The organism is Cytobacillus gottheilii, assembly GCF_001636345.1.
Taxonomy (GTDB): Bacteria; Bacillota; Bacilli; order Bacillales; family Cytobacillaceae; genus Cytobacillus; species Cytobacillus gottheilii.
Window position 1 is genome coordinate 3132065 of sequence record NZ_KV440945.1, and the last position, 25282, is coordinate 3157346.

Genomic DNA, 25282 nt, shown 5'->3' on the forward strand with positions numbered 1-25282 from the left:
TATTAAATTCTATATTTTCATAAAATTATCATCATTAAAATAAATAATAAGAACACTTACTTAATAAGGATTTTTTCACGCAATATCTATAAATTCAAAGGAGAGATGATGACATGATCACTAATAAAAACATACAAGCTCCAAGAGGAAATCAATTAACCTGTAAGGGCTGGGAACAAGAAGCTGCTATTCGGATGCTTATGAACAATCTGGACCCTGAAGTAGCTGAGAATCCAGATGAACTTGTGGTATATGGAGGAATCGGAAAAGCAGCCCGCAACTGGGATTGCTATGACCAGATTATTGCATCTTTAAAGGTATTAGAAAATGATGAAACGCTGCTTGTACAATCAGGGAAGCCTGTTGGTATTTTCCGCACACATGAAAATGCCCCTCGTGTATTAATCGCAAACTCAAATTTAGTTCCAGGATGGGCCAATTGGGAGCATTTTTATCAGTTAGAAGAGCGAAATTTGATGATGTATGGCCAAATGACTGCCGGAAGCTGGATCTATATTGGAGCACAAGGGATTCTACAAGGCACTTATTTAAGCTTTGTGGAAGCTGGAAAAAAGGTGTTTGGAACATCTGACTTAAGAGGAAAATTTATTTTAACTGGCGGTATGGGCGGCATGAGCGGAGCACAGCCCCTGGCAGGAAAAATGGCTGGTGCTGTTATTTTAGTAGTCGAAGTCGACCGCAAACGGATTGATCGAAAAATAGCAGAAGGATATTGTGATTACTTAGCAGAGTCTGTGGACGAGGCTCTTAAATTAGTAAAAGAACATTGTGAAAGGCAACAACCTGCTTCCATCGGGTTAGTTGGAAACTGTGTAGATGTGCATAGAGAATTGCTCAACCGCAAGGTCATTCCCGATATTGTGACAGACCAAACCTCGGCACATGACCCGCTCAATGGATATGTCCCTAACGGAATGAGCATAGAAGAAGCATTCGATCTGCGCCAAAAGGCTCCAAAAGTTTATGAACTAAAAGCAAAACAAGCAATGGCTGAGCATGTTCAAGCGATGCTTGAGTTTCAAGAGGCAGGTGCCGAAGTCTTTGACTATGGAAATAATATACGAGCCTATGCCAAAGAGATGGGTGTCGAGGATGCTTTTAATTTTCCGGGGTTTGTCCCTGCTTATATTCGGTCGTTATTTTGTGAAGGAAAAGGACCTTTTCGCTGGGCTGCATTGTCTGGTGATCCAGAGGACATTTATAAAACAGATGCATTAGCCAAAGAAATGTTTGCCGATGATGAAGGCTTAACAAACTGGATCGATATGGCACAAAAAATGGTGAAATGGCAAGGCCTTCCTGCCCGGATTTGCTGGCTCGGTTATGGCGATCGCCACCGCTTTGCCTTAAAGGTAAATGAAATGGTGGCAAATGGCGAACTCAGTGCACCAATTGTATTTGGACGCGATCACTTGGATTCAGGTTCTGTTGCATCTCCTAACCGGGAAACAGAAGGAATGAATGATGGATCAGATGCTGTCTCTGACTGGCCCATTCTTAATGCTCTTATTAATACGGCTGGCGGAGCAAGCTGGGTCAGTGTACACCATGGCGGCGGAGTTGGCATGGGTTATTCGCAGCATGCAGGTCAGGTTTTAGTTGCGGATGGAACCCAATTAGCTTCCGATAAAATCAACCGTGTTCTTGTATCTGATCCGGGTATGGGCGTTATTCGCCACGCTGATGCAGGTTATGATCTTGCTATTCAAACGGCCAAAGAGAAAAATATTCAAATACCAATGCTGAACAAAAAGGATGATCACAATGGCTAAACTCATTATAAATGCAAACGAGATTATTACTTTAAAAGGATCTGATAAGCGTCCCCGTACAAAGGAAGGTATGAGCGAACTGGCTATTCTCGCAAACGGCTGTGTTCTAATTGATCAAGATCAAATTGCAGCAGTTGGTACATTAGAAGAGTTACAACAAGACTATTCACACCTTTTAGAACAGGCAGAAGTAATTGATGCAGCAGGCAAGGTAGTTATGCCGGGCCTTGTTGACTGCCACACCCATTTAGTGCATGGTGGCACCCGTGAAAATGAATTTAACATGAGGTTAAATGGTGCATCTTATATGGAAATTATGAATGCTGGCGGCGGTATTCATTCAACAGCAAAAAGCACCCGTAATGCTAGTTTTGAAGAATTATACGATAAAGCCTATCGTCATCTAAACGAATTCCTAAAGTATGGTGTAACTACCGTTGAAGCAAAAAGCGGCTATGGATTGGATTGGGAACATGAAAAAAAACAGCTTGAAGTCGCAAAAAAACTTCACGATACCCATGCTGTTGACGTGATCAGCACGTTTATGGGTGCACATGCTGTTCCAAGAGAATTTAAAGGCCGTGAAGATGAGTTCGTAGATATTATTATTCATGAAATGCTACCTAAAGTTGCAGAAGAAAAACTGGCCGAATTCAATGATGTTTTCTGTGAAAAAGGAGTGTTTACGCCAGAACAATCGCGCAAAATTTTAGAGGCTGGAAAGCAATATGGATTAACACCGAAGATCCATGCTGATGAAATTGAGCCTTATGAAGGTTCTGAGCTTGCAGCAGAAGTTGGTGCCATTTCAGCTGAGCATTTGCTCGTTGCATCGGATGAAGGCATCAGGAGAATGGCCGAAGCCGGCACAATTGGCGTTTTGCTACCTGGTACCGCCTTTTTCCTTCGTGCTCCTTTCGCACGCGGCCGGCTGATGATTGATTGTGGTGTTCCAATTGCCATTTCGACTGACTTTAATCCTGGCTCCTCCCCTACCATCAGTTTGCCATTTATTATGAATCTGGCTTGTATGAACATGGATTTAACACTGGAAGAAGTACTGACAGCTTCGACAATCAATGCTGCTTATGCCATTAATAGAGGGCATCTCATCGGTTCTCTGGAGACTGGAAAAAAAGCAGATATTTTAATCTTAAATGTTGCCAACTACAAGCAGCTGCAGTACCATTACGGCATGAATCATACACATATGGTTTTGAAAAATGGTGAAATTGTTATAAAGGATGCTGTACTGCAATGACAAATTTATATGAATACATTCAAAAGTCTTCAACCGTTTGGGTGCGAGAGCAAGGCAAAGACATGAAAGTTAAGGATTGGATCATACCAGCCTGGGAGGAAGACCGGCAAGACTGGGATGCCGTAATACTTGGTGTCCCCCTCTCCCGCTCCTCGATCAGCGCTTCGGCAGCTTCTGAATTTCCTAAAGCCTTCCGAAGTGCTTGGGAGCTTTTTACTACCTATTATTTTGACGAGCAAGTTGATTTTCGCGGGCTTAAGGTTGCCGACCTCGGGGATGTCAGAATGCACTATACAGATATTTTACAGTGCCACAAAAACATAGAAGCTGCAATGCAAAGTATTCAGCACCATTTCCCAAATTCTTTTTATACATCAATTGGTGGTGATCATTCGATTACAGCCCCGATTTTGCGTTCATTGAACCTTGAGAATCCTGATAAATCCATTGGCATTGTTCAGCTAGATACGCATCTGGATTTAAGGGATTTAAGCCAGGGACCAACAAATGGAACGCCTATTCGGCAGCTTGTTGAAGACAATATCGTAAAAGGTGAAAATATTTATAATATCGGTCTTCACGGTTTTTACAATGCTCCCTCTTTAATAGAAGCTGCACAGAAACATAAAGTTAATATGATCTCGCTTAAACAGCTGCGCAAACAGGGAATTTCAGCACTTTTACAGGATGTTATGGAACAGCTGCAGAAAAAAGTGGATATCGTTTACCTTACAGTAGATATGGATGTTTTAGACATTTCTTATGCACCAGGCGTACCCGCTTCAACACCAGGCGGAATGCGTACAGATGAACTTTTTGACCTTCTTTTTGAACTGGGCAAATATCCAATCATACGAGGAATGGATTTTGTATGCATTGACCCTCAACGAGATAATAAGGTCCTTACTACCGTAAAGGCAACAACATATGCCGTGTTAACAGCACTCGTATCCAGGTATATTCATATGAAAACAAACTAGTTATATAAATCATAGAGCATGTGCACTAGGTATCCATGCTCTTTTCTATTTCCAATTCAATTAAGGAATGCTAGAATTATTGAAATTGTCTATTTTCTCAGAAAGGAAAAGAACATGACACTACAGCAGCTTAAATATGTAATAGAAGTAGCAAGGAGCCGTTCGATCAACAAGGCTGCACAGCGACTCTTTATTAGCCAGCCTAGTCTTTCAAATGCATTAAAAGAGCTTGAGGAAGAATTAGGCATTACCATTTTTCACAGATCAAATAAGGGCATTTTGCCAACCCCTGAAGGATCCGAATTTTTAGGATATGCAAGGCAGGTTGTTGAACAGACAGAACTCCTTGAAAATCGATATACGAATACCCGCTCTCCTCAGCAGCATTTCTCAGTGTCCGCTCAGCATTATGCTTTCGCTGTCAGTGCTTTTGTTCGACTGCTGACAGATTATGAACGGGAAGAATATGAGTTTAGCTTCCGTGAAACGAAAACATATGAAATTATTGATGATGTCAAAAATCTGCAAAGTGAAATTGGTATTTTATATTTAAATGATTTTAATAAAAAAGTCATTCAGAAGTTTTTAAGAGAAGGTAATTTGGTTTTTCATGAACTGTTTGAAGCAAAGCCGCATATCTTCATCAGTTCAAAAAATCCGCTTGCACAGAAAGAGTATGTGACCTTGGCTGATTTGCCTCCCTATCCATATCTCTCTTATGAACAGGGCGATTTTAACTCATTTTATTTTTCCGAAGAAATTCTGAGTACCCTTTCAAGACCAAAAAATATTCGAGTAACAGACCGGGCCACCTTATTTAATCTCCTGATTGGTCTAAACGGCTATACGATTTCAACTGGAGTCATCAGCCATAAATTAAATAGCAAAGACATTGTAGCAGTTCCATTACTAGTAGATGAAGTCATCAATGTTGGCTATATTACCCGTAAAGATGTGACCAACAGTACTTTAGCCAATATTTATATTCAGTATTTAAAAGAAACAATTCAAGAAGAACTAATGCCGTTATAGTTTAAGGCTATAACAAGGAATAGATTTATTGTGTTACTTTATAATAATTTCAACTGCTATACTTACTTCAATACCAAAATATTGAAAGAAAGAGGGAGATCACAAATGTTGAAAACACGCGTCCAAGCTCCATTCAGAGCAGATCATGTAGGAAGTTTATTGCGCCCGGAAAGAATCCATATTGCAAGAAAGGATTATCAAAATGGCAGCATTTCAGCACAGGAATTGCATGCAATCGAAACAGAAGAAATTAAAAAAGTCGTAGATAAACAAATTGAAGTAGGGCTGCAGGCTGTTACTGATGGAGAATTTCGCCGCCGATTTTGGCATACTGACTTTCTCGAGCATTTAAATGGTGTCGAAGGCTATGTTCCAGATAGCGGATTTGCATTTAAAGGAGAAGAAACGGAAAGATATGATGTTCGTGTCATTGGAAAAATCTCCTTTAACGAGAATCACCCTCACCTTAAAGACTTTGTTGAATTTAAAGAAATTGTTGGGGATCGCGCTGTTGCAAAGCAAACAATTCCTAGCCCCAACCAGTTATTTAACGCTGGTATTCGGAACCTTGAGATCTATCCTGACGTTGAAGAATATGCAAATGACATCATCGTTGCCTACCGTGATGCCATTAAAGCCTTCTATGATGCAGGCTGCCGCTATCTGCAGCTTGATGATGTCTATATTGCTGGTCTAAATGCTGAGAATATTCCATTCAATGATAGTGGTTATTCCCGTGAAGAATTAATCAGCCTAGCATTGCGTGTTATAAACGGCGTATTAGAGGATAAGCCAGAGGACCTTATTGTAACGACTCACCTTTGCCGCGGAAACTATCGTTCGAAATGGGCATTTGAAGGCAGTTATGCTAAAATTGCACCAACCCTTTTTGCTAAAGAAAAAGTCAACGGATTTTTCTTAGAGTATGATGATGATCGTTCTGGCGACTTTGCTCCATTAGACTATATTCCGAATGATGGGCCAAAAGTGGTTTTAGGTGTTTTCACTTCAAAACATGGAACCTTAGAAGATAAAGAAAATATTAAAGCTCGTGTTGAAGAAGCAACAAACTATGTGCCGCTGGAGCAGTTGTGCATTAGCCCGCAATGCGGATTTGCTTCAACACATCACGGCAATATTTTAACTGAAGAAGAACAATGGGCAAAACTAAAATATATAGTTGATATTTCGAAAGAAATTTGGGGATAAATTATAAAAAGCGGACAACGTTTATGGTTGTTCGCTTTTTTCTTTTGGCTCATACTATGCCTGCCTTCTAATGAGCCGTGCTGACACTTCACTTATATCCCTCATAAAACTTCAAAACATTTCACATAATAACTGTAAATGAATTAAGGCGGTTATTATCAATGGAATATGTACATATATTGTTTGTCCTCTTAGTTGGATTTATTGCCCTATTCGTCATGGCAAAAATACTTGGTAAAACACAAATCACACAAATAACCCCCTTTGATTTTATTTCTGCGATTGTTTTAGGGGAACTTGTTGGAAATGCGCTATATGACGAAAATACAAGTATATGGCAGATGCTCTATTCTGTAGGCATATGGACTGTACTCATATTAACAACAGAATATATAACACAAAAACATAAAAGCACTCGCAAACTGCTTGAAGGCGAGCCATCAATTGTTATAAAAAAAGGAAAAATTGAATTTGACATTTTGAAGAAAAACCATCTTGATTTAAATCAGCTGCAGCATTTGCTTCGCTCAAAAGATATTTTTTCAGTCAGGGAATGTGAATATGCGATTTTAGAAACAGATGGTACTGTGAGTGTCTTGAAAAAGCCGGCATTAGCCGTTCCAACGATAAGCGATTTTAAGATGAAATTGCCTTCTGTTGAGATACCAATTACCTTAATTTTAGATGGCGAAATCATTTTCGATAATTTAGAGGAGCTAAAATGGGACTTAGAGAAGCTGAAAATGGAGATTAAAAATGCTGGTGCATCATCTGAAAAAGATATTTTGATCGCCGAATGGAAAAAAGGAGAAGGACTATATGTACAGTTGTACTAGTCTTCTCCTATACTACTTCATTAAAGAATCTGCCTTTTCCTGTTAACTCACTATATAGTCTTTCCGCTTTTTCGTTCGAAACAGGAATTTTACTTTTCTCACTTTTTGAAGTCAGAAATACTTCCTGCCTGCCTAAATTTTCATTTTCTTCAAAGGTTTCTAAATGGTTATGAACCTTTTCCACTCGCTGAAAACGGAATGGATCAGGTTTCACTTTTAAATCCCGTTCAGCATATTGCTGATATTGCGTATGATTAATTGGTAAGATATATCCCATGACACCTGCTCCTTTGCCTTTTTTATATCAGTACCCTTGTCAGCGGAAATATAAACTATAAAAAGCCCCTTTGCATCTTGCCCATAATTCCTATAGTATATTTTATGAATCAATTATTCATAGAATGAAAGAAAAGTTGGGTCATAAATGAAAACTGCGCTATTTAATGAAAGAATTATACAAATTGATCAAGTTGCCCGCGAAGAGCTCGTGTCAATCTCTAACCAAGCTAAGCAAGGTCAATTGACATGTCCAGTATGCGGAGAAAAGGTCAGATTATATTTAGGTATTTATAAACAGCCTCATTTTTATCATTACAGTAATACAGCTAAAGAATGCGAAGATCAGCTCCAAGCAGCGTCATCTATAGACGAGTCTGCTGTCTCAGTGGAAATAAATGGATTTACACTTCCTCAATCACGCTCCATTACAGCTGAGCCTTCTGCTGTGACAGGATTTAAAGAAGCCTATGAAATAAAAACAGGAACAGAAATGCTTCAGCAGCCAAAGTCTGCAATCCACTCCAATGCCTTTCTTGAACAGCTGTCGAAAACAGGAACTGCTCTTGATCCAAAGCAAGCGGAAGCTGTTTGCTTTGATGAAGGTCCCCTCCTCGTTCTGGCTGGTGCTGGAAGCGGTAAAACAAGAGTATTAACCGCAAGAGCTGCCTACTTAATACAGGAAAAGCAGGTTAGCCCAAATCAACTGATGCTTGTCACCTTTACAAGTAAAGCAGCTGCTGAAATGAAAGCAAGACTGCTGACATTTCCAAGTATGAACAAAAGTTCAATTGGGCAGATGGTTACCGGCACCTTTCACAGTATTTTTTTCCGGATTTTAAGCTTTCATGAACGTGACATTTGGTCAGGTGATTCCCTGCTTGCAAAGGAATGGCAAAAAGAACAAATCTTGAAGATGGCTGGCCGGGAAATGAATCTGGATGAAAAAGATTTTTCCTATGATTTAGCTCTCCAGCAAATAAGCTACTGGAAAAATTCTTTGCAGACACCTCAATCCGCTTCTGCAGAAAACGATTGGGAAAAAACAGTGAAGGACCTTTTTAGAAAATATGAGCAATACAAGGCAGAAAAACAGTTGTTTGATTTTGATGATATGCTGACAGGCTGTTACCGGCTTTTTACCGAAAATCCTGATTTAGCCCAGCGGTACCAAGAACGATTTCATCATATACTCATTGACGAATTCCAAGACATTAATACAGTTCAATATGAACTCATTAAAATCCTATCCGCCAAACATAAAAATGTATTTGCAGTTGGAGATGATGATCAGTCCATTTATGCGTTTAGAGGCAGCAGTCCGCATTTTCTGCTTCACTTTGAAAAAGACTATCCACAGGCAAATGTCATCTCATTAAGTCAAAATTATCGCTCCAGTCATGAGGTTGTCAGTGCGGCAAATGAAGTCATTAAGCTTAATAAAGAACGCCGCCTCAAAAAAATGAATGCCCAGTATAAAAGTCTCGTATCTCCTATTGCGTTTTTTCCTTATGACGAGGAAGAAGAAGCAGCCATGATTTTAACTGACATAAGTGAGAAGCTTGAAGGTTCTTTTAAGCCTGAGGATATTGCCATCCTCTACCGGACACATGCCGGCAGCAGGGCAATCTTTGAAAAGCTGGCATATTCAAGCTTTCCGTTTAAAATTGACCAGGATGCAGAATCCTTTTACGATAAATTTATCATTAAAAGCATGCTTGGTTTTTTAAAATTATCCATTGATGAAGAAGACCAGGAAGCAGTAAAACTGATATTGCCAGCATTATTTATGAAAAACCAGATCCTTCAAGACATGAAAGCTAATAGCATATTAAATGATATGACTTTGCTTGAATGTTTTGCTCATGTGAAAACAGGCTATTCCTTTCAGGAAGCAAAGCTAAAAAAGGCAGTGCCCGTGATACGCTCCTTAAAAGGGCTCTCACCATTACGAGCTATTGAAATAGCAGAAAAAGAATTAGGATACGGTGATTTTATAAAAAAACGGGGCAATGAAGGAAATAAGCTTGAAAAAGGGTCTGATGAGTTAAAGGATTTAAAAGTAGCAGCTAAACGATTCAAGCATATATCAGATTTCTTGGAGCATGCCGACCATATGCGGGCAATGAATAAAGAAATTAAAAAGCAAAATCGCACGCTCGAAAACGCAATTACACTCAGCACCATTCACCGTTCCAAAGGCTTAGAATATAAAGCTGTCTATATTTTAGGAGCTGTCGATGGCTCTTTGCCTCATGATCATGCATTAGAAGCATATCGAAACGGAGATTCCCTGCCGCTCGAAGAAGAACGGCGTCTCTTGTATGTCGCCATGACAAGGGCACAAAGCAGCTTAGCTATATCGGTTCCGCAAAATCGGCGAGGAAAAAGAACGAATACTTCACGGTTCTTGACTTCATTACTTAAGAAGTCCCGCTAAACAATGCTTAGCATAAAAAAACAGCTAGGGTCCAATCCAACAGGAGGCCCTAGCTGTTTTAGTATGGATTATTTTTTATTCATCATTTTGCTGATTGTATTAAAATCAAGCTGCTTGCCGTCTGCCACAATTGATTTTACAATTTTGTCTTCTGTTTCTTTAGATACAGGCTTATTTGCGATTTGAGAAACTCTTCTAATTACACTTCTTACTGTATTTTCGTCTTTGAAATTTGCATTTTGCAATGAACCCGCAAGGTCAAGAACATCCTTCATATTGACGCCAGTTTTCTTTTCAATATTTTTAAAGAACTGATTATCCATTCTTACTATTCACGCTCCTTCTTAAACTACTTTATATAGTATGAAGAATGAGCTAAAAGGTGTATGACGCTGAAAAAAATTATAAGGCAAATGCCTGTAACAGCATTTGCCTTACCTTTTTTATTCCATTAGAAGCTAGCACCAACAATAATTAGAAGGATAAACAACACAACAATTAGAACAAAAGTGCTGCCGTAGCCGCCGCCATAGCCGCCACCGTATCCTCCGCCGTAGCCATAGCCGCCACCGCAAAATCCGTAACCCATCAATATCACCTCACATTGTTTGTTCTCTACAACGTATGTAAAACAACTATGAAGTGTATAGGCAAGCTACTAGTTAATCGGGAAGTTTTTTTATTCCGGCTTGGAAATTAGGCCAGTTACCCTTTTGGTTTAAAGAGCAAAGCACCGATAAATCCAAAGACAATCGCAGCCGAAATACCAGAGCTTGTAACCTCGAACATGCCCGTTAAGACACCAACTAATCCGTGCTGCTCTGCTTCCTGCATAGCTCCATGAACAAGGGAATTACCAAAGCTTGTAATCGGAATCGTTGCACCAGCTCCAGCAAAGTCTGCCAGTGGCTCGTATAATCCCAGTCCATCAAGTACTGCTCCAATAACAACAAATAGGCTTAACGTATGGCCAGGTGTCAGCTTAAATATATCAAAGCAAATTTGACCAGCGACACAAATGAGCCCTCCAACTACAAAAGCCCAAAAAAACATTGGCAGCATACTCACATCTCCTTTCTAATTCATCTCGATTGATACTGCATGTGCAATACATGGAATACTTTCATTCTGCTGAAACGTGAGTGGTGACAGTAAAGCACCCGTTGCAACAACTAATATTTTTTTATACGTGCCTTTTTTCATTTCATTTAGAAGATGGCCGTAGAGCACGGTCGCAGAACAGCCTGCACCGCTTCCTCCTGATTGAACTGGCTGACCCTCTTTATAGATCAGCAGCCCGCAATCCTGAAACTTTTCCCGGTCGAGCGTAATTCCTTTTTTAGAAAGGAGGTCATATGTTGTTTCTTGCCCTATTTTTCCTAGATCTCCTGTAACAATAAGGTCGTAATAGGATGGATCAATCTGTAAGTCTTCAAAATGAGCGGAAATAGTATCAGCTGCAGCAGGAGCCATAGCACCACCCATATTAAAAGGATCTGTCAGCCCAAGATCAACGACCTTTCCAATTGTGGCAGATGTCGTGACTGGCACACCAGTTTCACCTTGATTTGCTTTCAGAATCCCAACTCCAGCTCCAGTTATTGTCCATTGAGCAGTAGGAGGTTTTTGCCCGCCATACTCCGTAGGATAACGGAATTGCTTTTCAACTGCTGCATTATGACTGGAAGCTCCTGTCAGGATATGATTTGCACCATTATAATTAATAATAAAGGACGAAAGTGCTAATCCTTCCATTGATGTTGAACAGGCTCCAAAGATGCCCATATAGGGAATGCTTAATGTCCTTGCCCCCAAGCTTGTCGGTGTAATTTGATTAATTAAATCCCCTGCAATCATAAATTGAATATCACTTGTCTGCAGATTTACTTTTTGGATAGCAGTTTGACTTGCTTCCTCAAGCAGGATCCGATGAGCTTTTTCATATGAATCCTGACCCATCCAGAGATCATCATGGAGAATATCAAAATCGTCTGCTAACTTGCCATTGGCTTCAAACGGACCGCCTGAAACCCCAGTTGCAGCAATAACAGGGCGATTCTCAAAAACCCAGGATTGTTTACCCTTCAGCATCAGATCACACCCCATCGAATTAAAATAGTCTTAATTAAAGCAATGACAAATGCTGAAAATACTCCAAATAATAATACCGAGCCCGCCAATTTAAACATATTGCCGCCTACTCCAAGTACAAATCCTTCTGTACGGTGTTCTATTGAAGCAGAAATGACCGCATTGCCAAACCCAGTTACAGGCACTGCACTCCCTGCTCCCGCATATTGACCGATTCGGTCATAGACCCCAAACCCTGTCAGAAGCATGGCGATAAAAACCATTGTGGCAACTGTCGGATTGCCAGAAGTTTGTTCTGTAAAATTAAAAAAGTATATATAGAATAAAGAGATCGCTTGTCCAACAATGCAAAATAAGCCACCTACCCAGAATGCCCGCAGACAGTTTTTTAAAACGGGCCGCTTTGTTTCATGCTGCTGCTCCAGCTGCTGATAGCTTTTTTGCTCTGGTGTCTTTTGCGCCTTCTTTCCCATGAAATCAGCTCCCTTTTATTAAGTCATTTCTTTTTTCAGCTTAATGATCTTGTCAAACTTCTTTTGTGCCTTTTCTTCACTGTAGTCTTTGTCTTCCTCCATCTTGTCATGCAGCTCGACAGCTTCAAGAAAAATCTTGAAATCACTTGAGACGATAAAATCTTCATCCGGGTAATCCTCTTCAAGCATCTTATTTAATTTCTCTTCTATCTTGACCATATGAAATCGCTGCAGATGCTTAACTTTATAAGCAACTAGAATTTCCTTTTCACCCTTAATAACGGCGACATCAAATAATTCCTCCATATCTTCAACATCTTTTTTCACCTTGTTAAGCATGTCGATGTCATCGCTCTCTTTGCTGCCAATGATAGCTGGAGTAGGATGAATTTCTCTTATTAAAGACATTGGTGAATTTTTTGAATCATGATGGCTGCACCCGCTCATGGTGACGATGAAGAAACAAAAAAAGATAATTTTTTTCATAAGCGATCCCTTTCCTAAGTAAGTATCATATCTATATTGTTTCGGATAAGAATATAAATTATGACAAAAAATGTTCATCCTATTATTGGCATTCACAGCTATCTAAAGAAAAAAACAGCCATGCCTGCTTGCCATTAGAAGACATCTAATCTTGCAAGAAAAAGCCCATGAAAAAAAGCCAGCTTATTCAGCCGGCTTATATCCTTAATATTTCTTTGTCTTTTTGCCGCAGCCGCAGCCACTATTTTTCTTCTTGGGCTGCTGCTGAACTGGTGCTGCTTTAACAGGTTGCGTTGCTTTTTTGAACATATAAATGCCCCCTAATGATTAAATTGTTCCTGCTGTTAGTTTATGTGCACATGCTTTCTATTGTGTGAAGTAAATGCCTACCTTCTCTTAGTCTTCCAGCCATTTTTGCACAAGCACTTCAATTATGGATGCCAATCCTGCCACAGCGAGCACTAAAAGCAAGGGAAATGCAATGCTGTGATAAACAAAAAATAAGGAACATATAAAAATGGAGCACCACACCCCTGTACACCAATGGCAGCTTAAAAGCTGACCGAAGAACCCTCTAATTCCCCTATTCTTTGGAACCAAATAGGTTTCTTTCTGACCAAACTCATCTACTTCCTCCACTTCATTGAAGAACGGCGACCGGATAAACTGCGTGATTTGATCGTAGACCAATAACCGTGTAAGACGAAAGCTAGCCAGGACAATGATGAATAATTCCAGCCATGTCAATTCCATCATAACTCCCCTTTCCAAACTTATAAAAAAGCGCCTATTTTTCCCATAACAAGGCTTTTGCCCGTGTCCTAAAGGGCTCCCCCGCAATATGTTATTAATGTAGATCACAAGAAATATAAAGGAGGAAACAAATATGGGTTGTGGAAAGAAAGACGACTTCAAAGGCCAAAGCTGTGTATGTGAAGTAGTTCGTGCTATTAAAGATATTCAAGATAATGCAGAAGATACGTGCGAATGCCCTTCCAACTGTTTCTTAGAGCCTCTTGGAGCCATTTCACCAAGTAATAATAAAAAGAGAAAAAGTCCTGATACTCGTGTTTTCGTATTAAAAACTGCTGATGGGTCACCATTCCACGCGTTCTTTACAAACAGAAGTGATTGTGCATGCGTTTCAATCTTCTTCCGCGTAGAGGATGTGTTCGATAACTGCTGTGCTGTTCTTCGAGTACTTGAGCCAGTTTCAGAATGTGAAGGGCAAGGCGGCAGACCAAAATTCGAAACAGTAGATATTGTAGATGATTGCTGCATCGATTTGAAGAAAGTATGCAAAGTTGATGGCTTCCGCAGTACAGACGATTGCATTACAGTTGACCTTAGCTGCTTCTGTGCAGTTCAATGTATCGCAGACGTAGATCTTGATGTTTGCGAAGACTAATTAATATGCAATTAGAGCCAGCCGAGTGAATCGGCTGGCTTTTTTTACATCTGCAGGAACAATCATTTTTAGTTATATAGAAAGGAACTTGTAAAATTATACTGATGCAAGCCCGCAGTTCATTCGTAATTGCTTTTTGGACATTGCCTTGATCATTGCAAGCGATTATCTCATGCCGATCATCTTAACTGAAATCAAATCAGCTATATACATTTTTTCAACATTGTTATCGAATGTTTTTACTTCAATTTCGAAGTCAGTTTTATTGATAAGAATTCCTTTTACTGAAACATCAGTACATTCAAAAATACAAGCTACTGGCGGCAGCTGATGTGGAAAGTGATCTAAATAGTGCAATCTTTCCATTACATTCATTTCTTTAAAGCTTTTTACTCTCTTAAAAGAGGACCTTCTTTCTTTTGAAAACGGATTGGAATGTCCTCTTTGCTGTTCTTCATACTCTTCTATTACTTCTTGTTTATTTTCAACTGGAGCCACTTTAACATCTGACAGCTTTGTTTCCTTAAATGTATCAACTTTAGCATTTGATTCCTGTTCTTCAAATTGCAGCTGCATTTCTTTTACAGCAGGTTTTGATTTCTTTGATGAGAAAACACTTTGCATATTCACTTCAGGATAGTGGATATTCGGCTGATTGATATATAGAAGCGGTTCTTTTTTATCCTTAGCAAGCATAAACTTCCCTCCTTCTTTCACTCATTCATCGTATTATATGTATGCTGAAACTAGGCGTTCTTTTCCACTTAAAAATTTCTTCAAGTTTTAAAGTGTTAATTATCGGTTAAATGTAAAAAAGAGGCTGGGACAAAACGAAATTAATATTTCTAAAACACGAATATTCAATATCTTAGTTTCGGTATTTAATCAAGACCGTTCCATTTCACTCATGAAATAAAATATATTTTATAATTTTAAATAAAAAACCGAATGATTAGAAAGATGATCTTCCTTACCATTCGGTTCAATAGGTATGTTAGTTACTTATGTCCCAGTCTCAAAATTCTCTTATAAAATGTGGAACCCAGAATCTACATGAATGTTTTCTCCAGTAATCCCTCTTGCTAAATCACTGAATAAAAACAAGGCAGTATCGCCAACTTCTTCTGGCGTAGTTGTTCTGCGCAATGGTGCTTTCTCTTCAATTTCTTTTAATATAGAATTGAAATCACTTACACCTTTTGCAGAAAGTGTACGAATAGGACCAGCTGAAATGGAGTTTACACGGATGCCATCTACTCCAAGATCGGATGCTAAATATTTTACACTTGCATCAAGAGATGCTTTTGCTACACCCATAACATTGTAATTTTTAATTGCACGCTCTCCGCCTAAGTATGTTAACGTTACGATGCTGCCGCCTTCTGTCATAAGACCTCTTGCTTCTTTTGCAACAGCTGTTAAAGAATATGAGCTGATATTATGAGCAAGCAGGAAGCCATCACGAGTTGTATTCATGTATTCACCCTGCAATTCTTCTTTATTGGCAAAAGCGATACAATGAGCAACTCCATGAATGCTGCCAGCAGCTTCTTTGATTTGTGTAAAACATTTTTTAATATCGTCATCACTTGTTACATCACAAGGTAACACAAGGGAATCTGCTCCCTCTAATGATTCTGCCAATTCACGCACACTCTTTTCAAGACGCTCGCCTGCATACGTAAAAATTAATTTTGCCCCTGCTTCATGCAAAGATTTTGCAATTCCCCATGCAATACTGCGTTTATTAGCTACACCCATAACAACATATGTTTTATCTTTTAAAGAAATTGTCAAATTAAACAGCCTCCATTACTAATACATGATATTAATACCTAGTCCTAATTTTACATGAATTGTTGTAAAAAGAAAAGGGCAAAAGGATGATTCGTCTTAGCTTTGTATGTATTTTAATAAAAAAACCCGAATGATTAGATATTATCTTCTAATCATTCGGGTATCACTGAGTTGATTAATTACGCTCGCGTGATCACTTGTGAATACATATGTTTACACTAGCTCCAGCTCACGTTTTAGTTCATCTACATATTCTTTAGAACCTGTAATAATCAGTCTGTCATTCAGATGAAGCTCTGTATCTCCATGTGGGACGATGGCATCTTTTCCTCTTAGGATTCTGACGAAGATAACATCACCCGTAAACGGAAACGTTCGAAGCAGCATGCCGTCAAACTGAGGATTCAGTAACTTGACCTCATATAATGCTGTTTCCTGGTTCGTCAGGATGTTGATTACACCAGGTGATTCAATCAGAGAACGCAATAGTGTTTTGGTTGAAAGAATGGTCGAGAATACCTCAACCTCCTTATAACGCAGTAAATCTTCCATTTGCGGACTTTCTGTTCTCGCAATGACACGATTAACGCCTTTTTCCTTAAATCCTGTTGCTAGCTCAACATTAATCTTTTCATCCCCAGTAGATATAACAATAATGTCAGATTCTAATATATCAGTATTTGCCAATGAATCCATTGTAAAGTCAGGAATCTCATTGATATTAAATACTGAATCAGCAATTTGCTTATCAGCTTTCTCTTGTTTCTTATGATACAAGCTTGTTTGATATAAACCGGATTCTAGTTCTCTTGAAACAGGCATAGTCAGCTGATTTGCTCCAACAAACGCTACCCTTAATTTCTTTTCTTTTTGTGTATCAACCGGGAAAACCTTTTTAAATACAATAGGAGTAAATATGCTAGTGATTACCGCAACTAAAATAAGTGTTCCTGACATTTCAGCGGTGATCACACCCATGCGCTCTCCAATTGTAGCTGCTGCAATAACAAGCGAAAGCGTAGACGTTAATAGAAAACCGGATGCAATCACTGTTTTCATGTCATACCATTTACGCAAGTACAAAATCGGAATCAATTTTGAAAGCAGCAAGGCGATTAGCAGCAGCGGGATAAGCAGCAGCATTTTCTTGTCACTGAACAATGCCCAAATATCGAGATCTACCCCAACCATTACAAAGAAAATCGGAATCAGAAAACCATACCCAAATGAATCGAGCTTATGTACCAATTCTTGATTTGGAGATAATAGCGACACAAGCACTCCTGCTAAAAACGCCCCTAAGATATTCTCTGCACCGACTGTTTCAGAGAGGGCTACAAGGAAGATGATTAAAGCGAAAACTGCTCTTGTGCCAATTTGTACAGTTCCTGTTGACAAAGATTCAATAAAGCTGCGATTTTTAAAGCGGCTTCCAATGAAGTATAAAACGACTCCAGCTGCGAATAAGACAAGAAGCAGCCATGTATTGCCTTCCCCGCCATCATTAACGGAAACAAATACTGCTAATAAAATCATTGTCACTAAATCCGCAATAACAGCGACTAGTAAGATGATCTGGCCTATCCCTGATTTCATAATATGTGCTTCCTTCAGAGTCGGCACAACTACACCTAAAGAAATCGTTGAAATGATTAAGGTCATCAAGAAGGCATTATCAATAAATCCAGCAAGGACGAATAAATACGATAGCCCTAGTGATACAACAAAAATTCCAATAAATACGATAGTGGCTACTGAAAAAGCATTGGGTTCGAGCTTGCCGCTAGGCAGCTTTTCCCTTTTTTTCTTTGTGGAAAACGCACTGAAATCTATTTCAAGTCCGCTCAGAAACATTAAAAATATGAAACCAAGTGTTGATAATGTTTCTAGCCACATATCCTCCTGTACAATATTAAATCCGCTTTTCCCGATAATGAGTCCCATTAAAATTTCTGCAACTACTACCGGAAGAACATTAAATTTTAAACGATGCAAAATAATAGGTGTTAAAAATGCAACGATAATAACAATTACTAATGATGCAACAGATGCACCGTGTTCCATCAAATCCCTCCCTTTATTCCAATAGCCTTTTAGCCATGAATTCTTTGTAAGCAAAATGTACACGCCAATCTTAACAATGATAGCGCATACAGTGCCAGCGAAAAGTTTCATAAACTTAAATAAACATTAAAATGACCTTATATAATGGATTTTGTTTGCTGAATACGTCAGCATCTGCGCCTCTAATCAAATATAAACTTATGTTGCCCCTATCTAATGGATAAATGATCATTTCAGCAAAAGAAAAAGCCGGGAAAATCACATTCCGGCTTTATCATGTCCGTATATAGTTAGATTGGTTCCAGACATAACCCTTTTCTATTATTCACCTGCATTATGCAGCAGTCTTTTAATATCATCAGGCAACGGTGACGAAAATGAAAGAACCTTCTTCAAAAAGGGGTGGTAAAACGTTAGATGACAGCAATGCAGTGCCTGTCTGTTGATCTTTGCTACGCTTCCCCCGTATAAATCATCTCCAAGAAGCGGGTGGCCTAGAAAAGATAAATGAACACGAATCTGATGAGTTCTGCCAGTATCTAACATGAGCTGTACATGAGTAAATTGATCATACCTTCTCTTTACTTCGTACCGAGTACGTGCAAAAGCACCATCACTTCTGACTTCTCGTTCAATGATACTTTCCTTCTTTCTCCCAATTGGCTCCTCAATGATGCCATAGTCGTCTAAAGAGCCCTCTACCAGTGCTTCATATGTTCGCTTTATCTCATGAATCTTTTGCTGTTTGCTCAGAAGATGATGAACATGTCTGTGCTTTGCAATAAGCACTAGACCTGACGTGTCGCGGTCAAGCCTTGTCAGAATATGGACGGTGGATTGTAAACCAATGTCCTCATAGTAGCCAATAATGGCATTAGCCAGGCTTCCGGCGGGATGCTCACGTGAAGGGATCGTACTCATGCCTGCCTTTTTGTCAACGACCATAACATAAGAATCCTCATAAACAATCGAAATGGGCAGCCTTTCTCCCTTTAACCCCTCACTAGTGGTTTCATTAGGGAATACAACCCTCACACGATCCTGTTCTTGTAAAACATAACGGACATTTTCTATTTCTTCGTTTACAAAGATAGAACCGCCGCTGAATTTTATATCCGTTAAAGCTGATTTGGAAATCCCTTTTTCGAAAAGAAATTGTTTCAGCATTACTCCGCTGCTATCCTTTTCAATTATCCATTCTAGTTCAAAAGATGCCACAACATCTTGCCTCTATTCATCTGTTTTTTCAATCTGCTACAAAAGAATCATGAACTCGTTTCCAGAATGGAAACGGTCTAAACCTTGCAAACCGAACTCTTTCTTCCGCCACTCTGAATTGTATTGATTTGACGTCTTTATGCAGTAAGGAAAGATGATCAATGGTTATTTTAAAATCTTGTTCATTCACTGGCTTTAACATGCAAGTATGGTGTGCTGGCAAAACTAGTGGTGAACCGACTGTCCGGAAAACCTTATTATTAATAGACGCCATTTCCGCCAGCTGAATGGCAGGCAGTGATGGATGCAAAATCGCTCCGCCGAGCGCTTTATTATAAGCAGTACTTCCAGATGGTGTTGAAAGACAGAGACCATCTCCCCTAAATCTTTCAAAATGCTGCCCCCGTATTTCTACATCCATAACAAGAGTTGCGTCATCTGCTTTAACTGTAGATTCATTTAGGGCCAGATATCTTGTTTCCTTGCCGCCATTCTGATACCTTACAACCGTTTCAAGTAACGGATACTCTACTATCTCATAAGGAGTTTTTGCAATGGCAATAACGAGCTTTTCAATTTCTTCTGGAACCCAATCCGCATAAAAGCCCAGATGACCAGTATGTACACCAATAAAAGCTGTTCGGTCAAGCCTGCTGCTATATCTGTGGAAGGCATACAATAAAGTGCCATCACCTCCAACTGAAATAACAAGATCCGGCTCTTCTTCATCATAGATTAATTCGAAATCAAGTAGATAGGATTTCATTTTGTGCATCAGGGTATTGGATTCAGAATTCCCTTTAGAAGTTATGGCAAATCTCATCGTCTAAAGCACCTCTTTTACATTCATTTGAGGATCATGCTATCTATTTACTACTGCTTTTTCTTATTGCGAGTAAAGAATGCTTGCGCTTCCTGTATCTCGCCTTTAATGGCTGACATCTCTTCATCTAAGCGAAAAGCAGCCTCTGCTGCTCGCTGGAGCCTCATCTTTAAATCGTCTGGGAAAAGTCCTTTATATTTATAATTCAATGAATGCTCAACCGTTGCCCAAAAGTTCATGGCAAGTGTCCTTATTTGAATCTCAGCTAAAATTTTCTTTTCGCCTTTGATTGTTTGCACTGGATAAGCAATGACGACATGGTAAGAACGGTATCCGCTTGCTTTTTTGTGCGAAATATAATCTCGTTCTTCAACAATTTCAAAATCATTCCGCAGCCGCAAAATTTCTACTACTTTTCTTATATCATCTACAAACTGGCACATCATCCTTAAGCCAGCAATATCCTGCATGTCTGATTCAAGCCGATTCAATGGAATACCCTTTTGATTTGCTTTATCTAATATACTTGCAATGGGCTTTACCCTTCCAGTTACAAATTCAATCGGAGAATGATCAGAATTCATCTCGAATTGACTTCTCATTCCTTTAAGCTTTACTTTTAACTCATCAACGGCCTGTTTATATGGAGCCAAAAAAAGATCCCAATGCATAAATACCACCCTTTTAGAAAAGCGTAAGGCGCTTGCTTTTGCCAATTCAAAGCAAAGACGCATTACACTAGACGTCAAGAAAATAAGTAATTCAATTTTGCTTTTATTCTTGAGTTATACCTTGAAAAATACTTTCAACTTTTTCTACCATAACTTCACCATAATTGCTGTTACCGGTAATATTTTCGATAAGGTAGGAAAGTTCTTCTTGGAATGCAGTCAATAAAATCTCCGTTTTGCCGTTTGTCAATTTTACTGCAGCTTCAGTTTGATGAGCTTTCTTTAAATCACTCCACGAATGCTCTGGGAGTACTAAATATGTATAATCGTTATCCACTTCCAATATGTAAACAAAAGCCAAGTGATCAGAGTCTACTAACATTTGTTCCATCGGCTTTATGTTAGAAAGGTCAATCTCACGATCAATGGATAAAACAAGTTCGTTAACTTCTTCTTGATAATGTACAGCTGAAATCGTCAATTTATTTTTCATTATTATACCTCCAGACTCCCCCCTATTTTATCATATCATCCACAAAAAACTAAAGAAAACTTGACGATTGGCGAGCCGCATGGCGATGACAGAGTCTTAGTTGCACTTATACTTTTTTCCAAATTAGCTCCTCCGCCGTTTTACTCCTGCGCTAGCTAATTTATCCCTTATAAAGTATAAAGAAAACTTGACGATTGGCGAGCCTTAAATACAAGGACAGCACAATAGTATTTAATGGGTGACAGTCATTGCAGTTTTGGCTTTAGATTGCCATAATAATGAATATTAGCAATGAAAGGAACTGAAATATGGATAAACATATTGAAATTGAATTTAAAAACCTGCTGACAAAAAGTGAGTTTGATTTATTGAAATCATCTCTGAACTTTACTGAAGGAGATTTTCAAACTCAAACAAATTATTATTTTGACACAGCCAATTTCCAATTAAAACAACAGAAAAGTGCCTTAAGGATCCGGGAAAAGAATGGACACTATGAACTTACTTTAAAACAGCCGCATGAGAATGGTTTATTAGAAACAAATGATATATTAACTAAAGAAGCTGCTGAAATAGCAATTAATGCCAAAAGCTTAAACCAAACTGAATTTTTACACCATGAACTTTTCTCGATCTTGACTGAAAATGGCATTTCCTTAGAAGATATAACCCTTTTTGGCTCATTAAAAACGCTCAGAGCTGAAAAAGAATATAAAGGCGGACTGCTAGTACTGGACAATAGTTACTATTTAAATGAAGAGGATTTTGAGTTAGAATATGAGGTAAGTGATCGAGCAAATGGAGAAGTTATTTTTAAGGAGCTACTTGCTGAATATCGCATTCCTATGAGGGAAACAGAAAATAAGGTTAAACGTTTATATAACCGAAAGACTTCATTATAATTCTATAAACTGCCAGTTCGTATATTTTATACTTCTATTGAAGGAGATCGCATACAGATGAATGTCAATCAATTAAAAGTAATGCTTGAATTGCAGGCATTGCAGAATTTTAATGCCTCTGGCTCGTCTAAAGGTGAGGATTCATTATTCAATGACCTTTTAACCAACTTCTTATCAAGCGGCAGTACATCTGCACTGCAATCGCAAATACCAAATACTCTTGGCGCAGTCGCTTCTCTTGAGCCGCTCGCAAACAAGAATTCCTTGATGAGTACGTCTAATAACCTCATGCCTCTTAGCTTATCTAAGCTTTCTGGCACAAAGACAAATGGAAGCTTCAATGATCTGATTGAAAAAGCCTCAGAATTATATAATGTACCCGTTAAGCTAATTCAATCTGTGATAAAACAAGAATCAAATTTTAATGCAAATGCAGTAAGCCATGCTGGTGCTTCCGGTTTAATGCAGCTCATGCCCGGCACTGCTAGGGGGCTGGGTGTGACAAACATCTTTGATCCTCAGGAAAATATTTTTGCTGGCACTAAATACTTGAGGCAAATGCTGGATAAATATGATGACAATGTTGAACTTGCATTAGCAGCCTATAATGCAGGACCAGGCAATGTTGACAAATACAATGGCATCCCTCCTTTTAATGAGACAAGAAATTATGTTAAAAAGGTTACTAACTCGTACTTTGCTTAAAAGATAACTAAACATGATCTCTTTGTAAAAAATAAGCCTGCTGACTTTGATTGCAGGCTTATTCCTGTCTTTATCCACAATTATTCTTCAACTTACAATCCCATTGCTATTCTCCAGCCTAAATATGCACGAATTTAACATTATCCATATATCGCATTCTAGTCTAATTCATTCCCAAAATGCGGTTTGTTTGAGATATCTTGATTACATTGATAAAATATAAACAGATATCTCGATAAACATGTTACACCTATTTGTAATCATATTTACATCTATACACCACTTTTAATATATTCCAGCAAATGTACTGCGAGACGATAATGTGGCTCATGCTGTGTCTATCATTCAGGCATTGAGCTAATTTAATAAAGGGAGTAATGAATATGACAGGAAAAATGCAGACACCATTTGACATAATCGGTGAAGATAAGCTTCATCAGCTTGTCGACGCTTTTTACACTAGAGTTGCAGAGCATCCTGATCTCGCTCCTATTTTTCCAAAAGACTTAGAAGAAACAGCCAGGAAACAAAAACAATTTTTAACTCAGTATTTAGGCGGACCACAAATTTATACAGCAGAGCATGGGCACCCTATGCTAAGAGCCAGGCATTTGCCTTTTGAAATAACGCCATTGCGTGCTCGTGCATGGGTTTCATGTATGCATAATGCAATGGATGAAGTAGAGCTGACCGGCCCATTAAGAGAGGATTTTTTTGCCAGGCTTAACCTGACTGCCCAGCATATGATTAATACTCCAGATAAAGATGAAATGAAAGGTGAGAGCTCTTGAACAATCATGAACGATTTGAAACAAAGATGGCGTCTCCCCATTGCCATGGCAATGAAAAGAAACCATTGGAATTGTACATGTTCCTTGATCCTTTATGTCCTGAATGCTGGGCGTTGGAGCCGATTATAAAAAAGCTGACGATTGAGTATGGACGCTATTTTTCCATTAAACATGTATTAAGCGGCAAGCTGGCTGCTTTAAATATGGGCCGCAAAAAAAATTATGAAAACATCGCAGAGCTTTGGGAAAAAACAGCGAGTCGATCTGGTATGTCCTGCGATGGGAATTTATGGTTTGAAAATCCAATCTCCTCTCCATATTTGGCCTCTATTGCCATTAAGGCGGCAGAGCTGCAAGGAAGGAAATCAGGCATTCGCTTTTTACGGAAGCTGCAAGAAGCACTGTTTCTAGAAAAACAAAATGTTTCCAGCTTTGAAGTGCTAAAAGATTGCGCTAGAGATACTGGGTTAGATGTAGTGGAATTTGTCGCTGATATGCACTCTGAAAGTGCGGCAAAAGCCTTTCAATGCGATTTGAAAATCACTGCTGAAATGGAAGTTGAAGAAATTCCAACGCTCGTCTTTTTCAATGAAAATATTGAAGAGGAAGGGATTAAAGTAACAGGTTATTATCCGTACGATATTTACGAACAGATTTTAGAAGAAATGCTTCCGGAGCAGCCGGAGAAATCTCCTTTGCCTGATATTGAAGATTTTCTTGCTTACTTTAAACTTGTCGCGGCAAAAGAAATTGCCGTTGTCTATAATATGACTGAAACGGAAGTAAATAGAATAATGAAAAAGCTGCAGCTTAAACAAATAGCTGAACCTGTGCCGGCAAAATACGGACATTTTTGGAAATACTGTGAAAAAATTTAAGTTATGTCTTTCTGACATAGCTTTTTTTTATAAATAGAACTTAACTAAGCAAGATATTTGCTGGGGATTAAACAGAATCGTGACATGGTTAAAAGGAGAGATTAAAATGAAAAAGCCATGCTTTTTTGCACGGCTCTTCATATACATAAACGAACAAAGGGGATGGGAGAAATTTTTCACGATCAAACAAAGGGGTATATGTTTGCTTGTGATTAACTTCACAACCATAATATATCATGTGGAACAATTAACATCAACCATTTTGTGCTTCTTTTCACATTATTGTCAAAAATTCAAAACACATATCAAATTCATTTTTTCTTGGACAAATTCATAAAGTAGAATAAATTGTATTTCCGTTTAAGTTATCTCGTAATAGGAGGTGTAAAGATGAAAAAAATCCAACTTTTTTCAATCCTGGCAGTATTGATTTTTTGCTTTTTTCTAAATGTATTAGGTTTATTAAAGCTTGTTCCCCTTTTTATTACTGCACCTCTATTGTTTGCTTCATTAATAACATTCATATCTTTCTTAAATAACAGAAATCGATTTAAAGGATTCTAACATATTGCCATAGCTATATGATGGTTTTTTCAAGGCTTCATTGCCCACTTTTATATTAAAGCTAAAAATAAAAGGCAGCCAAAGCTGAACG

General features: G+C 38.6%; 28 protein-coding genes. 13 read left to right on the forward strand and 15 right to left on the reverse strand.

The genetic code is table 11. The annotated features are described in order from the left end of the window. Window positions 1-113 precede the first annotated feature (113 nt). The 6 genes from hutU to A6754_RS15150 all read left to right on the forward strand — a co-directional run bounded on the left by hutU (window position 114) and on the right by A6754_RS15150 (window position 7111). Window positions 114-1793 carry a urocanate hydratase gene (gene hutU, locus A6754_RS15125; protein ID WP_066447427.1) on the forward strand — a complete coding sequence of 560 codons (1680 nt, stop codon included), beginning with the start codon at window positions 114-116 and terminating at the stop codon, window positions 1791-1793. Further along, complete coding sequence (gene hutI / locus A6754_RS15130; protein WP_066447430.1) at window positions 1786-3054, forward strand: imidazolonepropionase; 1269 nt, start codon at window positions 1786-1788, stop codon at window positions 3052-3054. Before hutU ends, hutI begins: the two co-directional genes overlap by 8 nt. Further along, window positions 3051-4034, forward strand: coding sequence for an agmatinase family protein (locus tag A6754_RS15135; RefSeq protein WP_066447431.1), 984 nt, complete (start codon window positions 3051-3053; stop codon window positions 4032-4034). The genes hutI and A6754_RS15135 overlap by 4 nt, the downstream gene beginning before the upstream one ends. 114 nt (window positions 4035-4148) lie before the next feature. After that, a complete protein-coding gene (locus A6754_RS15140; protein ID WP_066447434.1) occupies window positions 4149-5066 on the forward strand; it encodes a LysR family transcriptional regulator in 918 nt (305 codons plus the stop codon). A gap of 105 nt (window positions 5067-5171) precedes the next feature. Then, window positions 5172-6275 (forward strand): 5-methyltetrahydropteroyltriglutamate--homocysteine S-methyltransferase, encoded by a 1104-nt coding sequence (locus A6754_RS15145; protein ID WP_066447436.1) that lies wholly within the window; start codon window positions 5172-5174, stop codon window positions 6273-6275. 161 nt (window positions 6276-6436) lie between these two features. Further along, window positions 6437-7111, forward strand: coding sequence for a DUF421 domain-containing protein (locus A6754_RS15150; RefSeq protein WP_066447439.1), 675 nt, complete (start codon window positions 6437-6439; stop codon window positions 7109-7111). Between the two features lie 7 nt (window positions 7112-7118). Here the strand turns inward: A6754_RS15150 and A6754_RS15155 are convergent, their stop codons facing one another. After that, window positions 7119-7388, reverse strand: a complete 270-nt coding sequence (locus tag A6754_RS15155) for a hypothetical protein (protein WP_066447442.1) — start codon at window positions 7386-7388, stop codon at window positions 7119-7121. A gap of 147 nt (window positions 7389-7535) precedes the next feature. On the opposite strand from A6754_RS15155, the gene A6754_RS15160 reads away from it, so the two are divergent. Next, window positions 7536-9827 (forward strand): UvrD-helicase domain-containing protein, encoded by a 2292-nt coding sequence (locus tag A6754_RS15160; protein ID WP_066447444.1) that lies wholly within the window; start codon window positions 7536-7538, stop codon window positions 9825-9827. A gap of 68 nt (window positions 9828-9895) precedes the next feature. Here the strand turns inward: A6754_RS15160 and spoVIF are convergent, their stop codons facing one another. The 7 genes from spoVIF to A6754_RS15190 form a co-directional block, all read right to left on the reverse strand. Continuing rightward, window positions 9896-10150, reverse strand: a complete 255-nt coding sequence (spoVIF, locus tag A6754_RS15165) for a sporulation-specific transcription regulator SpoVIF (protein ID WP_066447447.1) — start codon at window positions 10148-10150, stop codon at window positions 9896-9898. A 128-nt stretch (window positions 10151-10278) separates the two neighbouring features. After that, entirely contained in the window at window positions 10279-10422 is a 144-nt protein-coding gene (locus A6754_RS22445; protein ID WP_151572550.1) for a YjcZ family sporulation protein, read from the reverse strand. Window positions 10423-10532: 110 nt separating this feature from the next. Beyond that, window positions 10533-10889, reverse strand: coding sequence for a stage V sporulation protein AE (gene spoVAE, locus A6754_RS15170; RefSeq protein ID WP_066447449.1), 357 nt, complete (start codon window positions 10887-10889; stop codon window positions 10533-10535). Window positions 10890-10904: 15 nt separating this feature from the next. Continuing rightward, window positions 10905-11918 carry a stage V sporulation protein AD gene (gene spoVAD, locus A6754_RS15175; RefSeq protein WP_066447452.1) on the reverse strand — a complete coding sequence of 338 codons (1014 nt, stop codon included), beginning with the start codon at window positions 11916-11918 and terminating at the stop codon, window positions 10905-10907. After that, window positions 11918-12391, reverse strand: a complete 474-nt coding sequence (spoVAC, locus tag A6754_RS15180) for a stage V sporulation protein AC (RefSeq protein WP_066447454.1) — start codon at window positions 12389-12391, stop codon at window positions 11918-11920. Before spoVAC ends, spoVAD begins: the two co-directional genes overlap by 1 nt. A gap of 18 nt (window positions 12392-12409) precedes the next feature. Then, on the reverse strand, window positions 12410-12877 hold the full coding sequence (locus A6754_RS15185) for a sporulation protein (protein WP_066447464.1): 468 nt from the start codon (window positions 12875-12877) through the stop codon (window positions 12410-12412). 396 nt (window positions 12878-13273) lie between these two features. Continuing rightward, window positions 13274-13630, reverse strand: coding sequence for a DUF1360 domain-containing protein (locus A6754_RS15190; protein ID WP_066447467.1), 357 nt, complete (start codon window positions 13628-13630; stop codon window positions 13274-13276). Window positions 13631-13763: 133 nt separating this feature from the next. Here A6754_RS15190 and A6754_RS15195 point away from each other — a divergent pair, with 133 nt between their 5' ends. Then, window positions 13764-14285, forward strand: coding sequence for a CotY/CotZ family spore coat protein (locus tag A6754_RS15195; RefSeq protein WP_066447470.1), 522 nt, complete (start codon window positions 13764-13766; stop codon window positions 14283-14285). 165 nt (window positions 14286-14450) lie between these two features. On the opposite strand, the gene A6754_RS15200 is transcribed toward A6754_RS15195, so the two are convergent. The 7 genes from A6754_RS15200 to A6754_RS15230 form a co-directional block, all read right to left on the reverse strand. After that, window positions 14451-14981 (reverse strand): CotO family spore coat protein, encoded by a 531-nt coding sequence (locus tag A6754_RS15200; RefSeq protein ID WP_066447472.1) that lies wholly within the window; start codon window positions 14979-14981, stop codon window positions 14451-14453. Between the two features lie 330 nt (window positions 14982-15311). Then, window positions 15312-16082, reverse strand: coding sequence for an enoyl-ACP reductase FabI (fabI, locus tag A6754_RS15205; protein ID WP_066447475.1), 771 nt, complete (start codon window positions 16080-16082; stop codon window positions 15312-15314). A gap of 213 nt (window positions 16083-16295) precedes the next feature. Continuing rightward, window positions 16296-18146, reverse strand: a complete 1851-nt coding sequence (locus A6754_RS15210) for a monovalent cation:proton antiporter family protein (RefSeq protein WP_066447478.1) — start codon at window positions 18144-18146, stop codon at window positions 16296-16298. A 321-nt stretch (window positions 18147-18467) separates the two neighbouring features. After that, complete coding sequence (locus tag A6754_RS15215; protein ID WP_066451658.1) at window positions 18468-19313, reverse strand: RluA family pseudouridine synthase; 846 nt, start codon at window positions 19311-19313, stop codon at window positions 18468-18470. A 79-nt stretch (window positions 19314-19392) separates the two neighbouring features. Next, on the reverse strand, window positions 19393-20187 hold the full coding sequence (locus tag A6754_RS15220) for an NAD kinase (RefSeq protein ID WP_066447481.1): 795 nt from the start codon (window positions 20185-20187) through the stop codon (window positions 19393-19395). A 50-nt stretch (window positions 20188-20237) separates the two neighbouring features. After that, on the reverse strand, window positions 20238-20858 hold the full coding sequence (gene yjbM, locus A6754_RS15225; protein ID WP_066447483.1) for a GTP diphosphokinase: 621 nt from the start codon (window positions 20856-20858) through the stop codon (window positions 20238-20240). 103 nt (window positions 20859-20961) lie between these two features. After that, window positions 20962-21351 (reverse strand): UPF0738 family protein, encoded by a 390-nt coding sequence (locus A6754_RS15230; RefSeq protein ID WP_066447486.1) that lies wholly within the window; start codon window positions 21349-21351, stop codon window positions 20962-20964. A gap of 308 nt (window positions 21352-21659) precedes the next feature. Here A6754_RS15230 and A6754_RS15235 point away from each other — a divergent pair, with 308 nt between their 5' ends. The 5 genes from A6754_RS15235 to A6754_RS23030 all read left to right on the forward strand — a co-directional run bounded on the left by A6754_RS15235 (window position 21660) and on the right by A6754_RS23030 (window position 25191). After that, window positions 21660-22253 (forward strand): CYTH domain-containing protein, encoded by a 594-nt coding sequence (locus A6754_RS15235; RefSeq protein WP_066447491.1) that lies wholly within the window; start codon window positions 21660-21662, stop codon window positions 22251-22253. Window positions 22254-22310: 57 nt separating this feature from the next. Continuing rightward, complete coding sequence (locus A6754_RS15240; RefSeq protein WP_066447494.1) at window positions 22311-22958, forward strand: lytic transglycosylase domain-containing protein; 648 nt, start codon at window positions 22311-22313, stop codon at window positions 22956-22958. 383 nt (window positions 22959-23341) lie between these two features. After that, the gene (locus tag A6754_RS15245) at window positions 23342-23749 is read left to right on the forward strand and encodes a globin domain-containing protein (RefSeq protein ID WP_066447497.1); all 408 of its coding nucleotides are present in this window, start codon (window positions 23342-23344) and stop codon (window positions 23747-23749) included. Window positions 23750-23775: 26 nt separating this feature from the next. Next, window positions 23776-24627, forward strand: coding sequence for a ClpXP adapter SpxH family protein (locus A6754_RS15250; protein WP_066451660.1), 852 nt, complete (start codon window positions 23776-23778; stop codon window positions 24625-24627). A gap of 390 nt (window positions 24628-25017) precedes the next feature. Beyond that, window positions 25018-25191, forward strand: a complete 174-nt coding sequence (locus tag A6754_RS23030) for a hypothetical protein (RefSeq protein ID WP_180320235.1) — start codon at window positions 25018-25020, stop codon at window positions 25189-25191. Window positions 25192-25282 lie beyond the last annotated feature (91 nt).